A 6,181-nucleotide genomic window follows, 5' to 3' on the forward strand; every position below is an offset into this window, starting at 1 on the left:
CTCTATACTCTGCTTTTCCACCTTTTCCCCGCAGATGGGGCAGTGGGCAGTCCCTACGTGGGCAAAAAGAAGCCTCATATAATCATAGACCTCTGTCATTGTCCCCACTATGGATCTCGGGTTCTTATTTGTGGTCTTCTGTTCTATTGATATAGCCGGCGAAAGTCCCTCTATACTGTCCACATCGGGTTTTTGCATCTGGCCGATAAACTGTCTGGCATAGGCAGAAAGACTCTCTACGTATCTTCTCTGACCCTCGGAATATATAGTATCAAAAGCCAGAGAGGATTTCCCGCTTCCGCTGACTCCCGTTATTACCACAAATTTATTTTTTGGTATATCTACATTTATATTTTTAAGATTGTGCTCTCGTGCTCCTTTTATTATTATTTTATCTAGCATATATTCACCTCTTTATCAAAATTTTGAGAAATTTTAGCCTGATTCAGATTATTATGAAATCTATATAATTTTACTCTTTTGATAATTTTATTAACATAATTCATGAGTTTTTTCAGATAGTGTTTCCATTTCAAACTAAGAATGAAAATATCCAATCCCAATAAAAGAATTATAGCATTTTAACATTTTTCTCACAAATAAAAGCATCTTTCCAGAGAAAATAAAATTTTGCACGTAACACCATGCTAAGAGGTAAAAGTACTTATAGTTTGGACAATTTGTTTCCTAAAAAATTACTATTTTAAATAAAAAAATATTTATTATTTATAAAGTTGATTTTAATGTAACAAGGTTGTATACATGAAATATATGTATCATTACGCTTAAGGGGGGATTTTAATGAAAATCGGTGTACCTAAAGAGATTAAAAACAACGAAAACAGAGTGGGACTTGTGCCGTCATCTGTTGCTCAGCTTGTGGCCGACGGTCACGAATTATTTATTGAAACCAATGCAGGTATAGGGGTTGGTATCTCTGATGAAGAGTATATCCAGGCCGGAGCTAAGATGCTGTCGTCTCTAGAAGAAGTATTTGAGACAGCAGATATGATTGTAAAAGTAAAAGAACCTCAGCCCAGAGAGATCGCCTGTCTAAAACCTCACCACCTTTTGTATACTTACCTCCATCTAGCTGCTGACAAGCCACAGACAGAAGGTCTTATGGCCTCAGGAGCGACATGTATCGCCTATGAAACTATAGTTTTGGAAGATAAATCAATACCTCTTCTTGCACCTATGTCAGAAGTTGCCGGAAGGATGGCCACTCAGATGGGAGCCTTCTACCTTCAGGAAAACCAGGGAGGAAAGGGTATTCTTATAGGAGGGGTTCCAGGTACTCCCAGAGCAAAATGCGTCATTATAGGGGCTGGAGTTGCAGGACAAAATGCCCTTCAGATGGCAGTAGGTTTAGGGGCCGACTGCACCATCCTAGACGTAAATCTTGAAAAATTGAGATATCTGGATGATCTTTACGGAAATAGGATCAAAACTATCTACTCCAACTCTCATAATATAGAAGAAGCAGTTGTCAGTGCCGACCTGGTTATCGGGACCGTTCTTATTCCAGGAGCCAAGGCTCCGAAACTTGTGACCAGAGAGCATATCAAAAGAATGCAGCCTGGAACCGTATTGGTAGACGTAGCCATTGACCAGGGTGGATGTTTTGAGACTTCCAAAGCCACAACACATGCAGAACCTATTTATTTTGTAGACGATGTACTTCACTACTGTGTGGCAAATATGCCCGGGGCTTTTGCCAGAACATCTACCTATGCACTAAACAACTCAACCCTTAAATATGCCAGAGCCCTTGCCGGTATGGATATTCATCAGGCCTGCAAGAAATATCCTGAATTGATCAACGGAATCAATGTAATAGATGGAAAACTTGTCTATGAGCAGGTGGCAAAAGATTTAGACCTTCCTTACACTTCTTTGGAAGATATATGTAAATAATAAAATTATCAATAATAAAAAAAAGGCCGGTTTTTTAATAATCACCGGTCTTTTTAAATATCTGAAAAAATAAAAAATTGTTTATATTATTTTTTATAGTTCCTGTCTTCCCTCTAATGCCTTTGATATGGTAGCTGTGTCTGAAAATTCTATATTTCCACCCATAGGTATTCCGCTGGCGATTTTGGTTACTTTTATACCAAAAGGTTTAAGAAGATTTGTGAGATACATTGCTGTAGTTTCTCCCTCCAGATCAGGATTCATAGCCAGTATCACCTCACTTACATCTTCTGCTGCCACTCTTTCCACCAATGATTTTATGTTCAGTTTATCAGGTGTGACTCCGTTCAGAGGATCTATTTTACCGTTTAACACATGATATCTTCCTCTATACTTTTTAGCCTTTTCAAAGGAAACGATATCTCGGGTGTCCTCCACCACACAGATTATCTCGTTGCTTCTATATTCGTCTCTGCACACATCACATGTTTCCTCTTCTCCGAAATTTCCGCAAATTATGCATTTTTTTACTGAGGTTTTCACATCTTTTATAGCTTCTGTGAATCTGTTTACCTCCATCTCATCCATCTCTAAGACGTGGAATGCCAGTCTGGTTGCACTTTTCCTTCCTATTCCAGGTAACTTGTTAAATTCATCTATCAATCTTTCAAGGGATTTGGTCGCCATTAATTTCCTCCTTTAAAACAAGAACTTCCGTATTCCGTATTTTAAAATAATTTTTATATCTCAAATAATCATTTTAAAAGGATATAAAATCTGTCTGAGTATATTATATAGCATTGTATAAATAATTTCTAATAAATATTCTTTATTTTAAAATTTTCGGTTAAATAAAAAAGATTAAAAAAAAGAATAAAATCAAAAGGATTTTATTCTCTTTAAGATAATATAGTTAGTAGAAGTACTATATGATTCTCGAGAGAAAAAATTTTAAGGGAGGATGTCTATCATGAAAAAAATTGCCTTGCTTTTAACTCTAGCTGTTTTAATAATTGGATGTTCAAAAACAGATCCTAAACAGGATACTATCACAAAGACTGAAACTGTTATGTCTCAGCAGGAAATGTCTAAATTAGAGGCAGAGAAACTAGAAGCCGCTCGGATGGAAGCTGCAAAGATCGAAGCTGCTCGAATAGAAGCCGCTCGTTTGGAAGCTGCAAAGATCGAAGCTGCTCGTATGGAAGTCGCCAGAATGAAGGCTGCTGAAATGGAAGTTGCAAAAATCAAGGCCGCCGAAATGGAAGCTGCTAGACTAGAAGCAGCTGAAATGGAAGCCGCCAATATGAAGGCCGCTGCCGCTTCCAAAATGGATGACGCCGCTGGTAAGATATCTAAAGTAGTTGAGCCAACTGCTGATAGTATCGAGGCCGTCATGGAAGAAACAGTAGATGATCAAATAATGGAAGATGAAGCTACTTCCAAGGCTATGGAAGAGGTTGTTGTTGAAGAACCAGTTGTTCCTGCACAAGAAAAATCATCCAAAGGTTTATTATTTGGATTTGGTGCTTTAGCAGCTGCAGTTGTAGTTTATTTTGTTTCTAAGAAAAAATAACAGGTAATTAAAGGGAGGAGTTTCCTCCCTTTTTTCGTATGTTATACTTAGGAGGTGGTCTTATGTATCACTTGTTTGCTTTATTGTTTCTTATTTTTTCTACCTTTGCTTTTTCCAGAGATTTTTCATCTTTTAAGAAGCCCTCAGACTCAGAGCTAAGAAAAACTCTCACTGATTTACAGTATAAAGTTACCCAGCAAAAGGGAACTGAAAGACCCTTTGATAATGAATACTGGGATAACAAAAGAGATGGCATCTACGTAGATCTCATTTCAGGAGAACCTCTTTTTTCTTCTAAAGATAAATTCAAGTCTGGTACAGGATGGCCTAGCTTTACAAAACCCCTCGTAGATGAAAACATCGTTACCAAAAGGGATTTTGCTCTCTTCATGATAAGAACAGAAGTCAGAAGCAGATACGGAGATTCCCATCTAGGACATGTATTTAAAGACGGTCCTCCTCCTACAGGACTACGTTACTGTCTCAATTCTGCATCACTTAAATTTATACCAAAGGAAGATCTGGTGACTGAAGGCTATGAAGAATTTTTAAAAGAATTTGAGTAATAAAAAATCGGGGATAACCCCGATTTTTTATTACTCAATTTAGTATTGGAAAGCTTTAACCTTTTCTGACAGGCATATCTTCTCTGTTTTCACCCATTCTATGCTGTCCCATCATAAGCTCTATTCCAAACTTTGACTTTACTTCTAGCATAAATTTTAGCATTGATTTCTCTTGTGTGGCATGTAGTTTCGATTTTTGATCGATAAGTTGCTCTATCTTTTTGGTATTTAACTTTTCATTGAGCATCTCTTTTTTTATCTGGATGTCGACCTCTTTTATGCTGAGCATGATTTTCATATTTTCTTTCATGTTTTTTTCTTGCATAGTTCTAAGCTCTTCCTGTTGTTCCGGAGTGAGTTTTTCAATTTCCTGCTGCATACTCATTTTATGCTTTCTTCCCTCTGTCTGTTTATCTCCGGTATTATTATAATCATTATTTTGTGCAAAGGCTCCAGTAGATATTATCAGTGCTAAAATTCCTATTGTCTTTTTCATATTCTCATTCCTCCTTAACACTTTTTTTTACTACAAGTTAAGAATAGTTGATTTTCGTGTCAGAATTGTGTTAACAATAGTATCTGCCAAAATAAAAAACCAACTTGATATCAAGTTGGTTTTTTATTTATAATCTTCCCTTGCCAAATACAACTCTTTCATCTTTGCTCATTCCACAAGGTATTCCCACCTTGTCAGAGAGCCTCTTTATCTCATCCATGACAAATCCCATGGCACCGTCTTCATCAATCTCTTTTATATTACTTCCCATTGCAAAGGCTATTTCCATCATCTTCTTAAAAATTTTATCTGAAGAAAATCCCTGTTGTTCAGATATGAAAACCTTCTCTTTTTCTTCCTGATTATTTTCCTCGTGATAATTTTTCTCTTCCATGGAATATATATGACCCAGAACAGTATTATTATAGGAAATCCCTGCCATATAATTTCCATAGGTTATCTGCTCTCTCACATCATCTTCTATATGATCCTGATCTATTATATTTTCGAGATTGGAAAAAAGTATTTTTATGGCCTGAAAGGCACATGCGTCAGTCATAGGTGTCGCAGAATCAGAGAGATAAGCTTCTATTGCATGCCTTAAGGCATCTATACCTATGGCTCCCATTATCTTATTTGAAATCCCCTTCAAAAGGTCAGAATCTGTTACCGTTATAATAGGGGTTGTGCTTCTGTCTATCAGAATCTTCTCATTTCCATTCTTATTCTTTTGAGTAAAGATAGGGACTTCTCCAGTCATAAAAGATGTTACGTTTATAGCTACCAGAGGAAGACTTTCTTCACTCTTACACACTCCGTCTTTACAACGAAGCATTAGGGACATTCCCTTTGCACAGTTTCTCGTAGAATTCCCACCAAAGGAGATTATAAAATCACATTTTTCATTTTTTACCATTTCCACACCACGGAGAATATCATCCATGCCAGGCCTAGCCTTCACTTTATCATAAATTACATACTCTATATCATTTTCATTTAATATATCTTTCAGCTGAGTTATAATTTCACTTTCCAGTATAGACTTACAAGTTACAACTATTGCTTTTTTCAAGTTAAGTTTTTTTATTTCTTTACCTGCCTGTTTTAAACATCCTGCACCCATAAGGCTCATAGGTGATATGAAAAATCTATGCTGCATATTATCCCCCCAGTATCTTTCTTTCTCTATTATAAGGTTATTTCACTAGACCTTATTTGTCAATATTTTAAATTTTTATTTGAGACTTTCTTTGTATTTCTGGGGTATTTATCCTCTGTGAGTCTAAAAAAAATACCCTGGATAAAAAAAACTGCAGAAATTTTTTCTGCAGCAATATATTTGATAAAATTATATTTTATCTCTCATATCTTTATTTAAATTAAAAAAAGATAATTAAACCTAATCTATTTCCCAGGTTTGACCGGAATCTTTACCTTGAAAAAATAAGTGCCAGCTCATAATCTTCCTTGTTTATAGTTTTTTTACCTTCCCAGGCATGTGAGATAGGGTGAGTGACTATTGTATTGCCCTCTATTCCTATCATGACTCCGCCCTGGCCTTGAGACAATATCTCCACGGCTTTGGCACCCATTTTAGTGGCAAGTACTCTGTCGAATCCTGAAGGAACC

At 36.4% G+C, this 6,181-nt stretch carries 6 protein-coding genes and 2 pseudogenes; 3 read left to right on the forward strand and 5 right to left on the reverse strand.

Going from position 1 to position 6,181, the window contains the following annotated elements:
* Window positions 1–402 (reverse strand): annotated as a pseudogene (locus tag ABZA26_RS05520) (excinuclease ABC subunit UvrA); the annotation flags it as partial.
* Window positions 403–801: 399 nt separating this feature from the next.
* Between ABZA26_RS05520 and ald the strand changes: the two are divergent.
* Complete coding sequence (gene ald / locus ABZA26_RS05525; protein ID WP_372713519.1) at window positions 802–1,917, forward strand: alanine dehydrogenase; 1,116 nt, start codon at window positions 802–804, stop codon at window positions 1,915–1,917.
* A gap of 93 nt (window positions 1,918–2,010) precedes the next feature.
* Here ald and recR read toward each other — a convergent pair whose 3' ends face one another.
* Entirely contained in the window at window positions 2,011–2,604 is a 594-nt protein-coding gene (gene recR / locus ABZA26_RS05530; RefSeq protein ID WP_372713520.1) for a recombination mediator RecR, read from the reverse strand.
* A 298-nt stretch (window positions 2,605–2,902) separates the two neighbouring features.
* Here recR and ABZA26_RS05535 point away from each other — a divergent pair, with 298 nt between their 5' ends.
* Both ABZA26_RS05535 and msrB read left to right on the forward strand, forming a co-directional pair.
* Window positions 2,903–3,490, forward strand: coding sequence for a hypothetical protein (locus ABZA26_RS05535; protein WP_372713521.1), 588 nt, complete (start codon window positions 2,903–2,905; stop codon window positions 3,488–3,490).
* A 62-nt stretch (window positions 3,491–3,552) separates the two neighbouring features.
* Entirely contained in the window at window positions 3,553–4,056 is a 504-nt protein-coding gene (msrB, locus tag ABZA26_RS05540; RefSeq protein WP_372713522.1) for a peptide-methionine (R)-S-oxide reductase MsrB, read from the forward strand.
* Between the two features lie 55 nt (window positions 4,057–4,111).
* Here the strand turns inward: msrB and ABZA26_RS05545 are convergent, their stop codons facing one another.
* The 3 genes and pseudogenes from ABZA26_RS05545 to ABZA26_RS05555 all read right to left on the reverse strand — a co-directional run.
* Window positions 4,112–4,552: a Spy/CpxP family protein refolding chaperone gene (locus tag ABZA26_RS05545; RefSeq protein WP_372713523.1), complete on the reverse strand. Its 441-nt coding sequence runs from the start codon at window positions 4,550–4,552 to the stop codon at window positions 4,112–4,114.
* Window positions 4,553–4,679: 127 nt separating this feature from the next.
* A complete protein-coding gene (locus tag ABZA26_RS05550) occupies window positions 4,680–5,711 on the reverse strand; it encodes an iron-containing alcohol dehydrogenase (RefSeq protein WP_372713524.1) in 1,032 nt (343 codons plus the stop codon).
* Window positions 5,712–5,982: 271 nt separating this feature from the next.
* A pseudogene (locus ABZA26_RS05555) lies at window positions 5,983–6,181 on the reverse strand (ATP-dependent 6-phosphofructokinase); the annotation flags it as partial.

Source organism: Ilyobacter sp., from assembly GCF_041583315.1.
GTDB lineage: Bacteria > Fusobacteriota > Fusobacteriia > Fusobacteriales > Fusobacteriaceae > Ilyobacter.

Coding starts and splice junctions, on each gene's coding strand:
- ald (WP_372713519.1), top strand. CDS start 802: ATGAAAATCGGTGTACCTAAAGAGATTAAAAACAACGAAAACAGAGTG.
- recR (WP_372713520.1), bottom strand. CDS start 2,604: ATGGCGACCAAATCCCTTGAAAGATTGATAGATGAATTTAACAAGTTA.
- msrB (WP_372713522.1), top strand. CDS start 3,553: ATGTATCACTTGTTTGCTTTATTGTTTCTTATTTTTTCTACCTTTGCT.
- ABZA26_RS05545 (WP_372713523.1), bottom strand. CDS start 4,552: ATGAAAAAGACAATAGGAATTTTAGCACTGATAATATCTACTGGAGCC.
- ABZA26_RS05550 (WP_372713524.1), bottom strand. CDS start 5,711: ATGCAGCATAGATTTTTCATATCACCTATGAGCCTTATGGGTGCAGGA.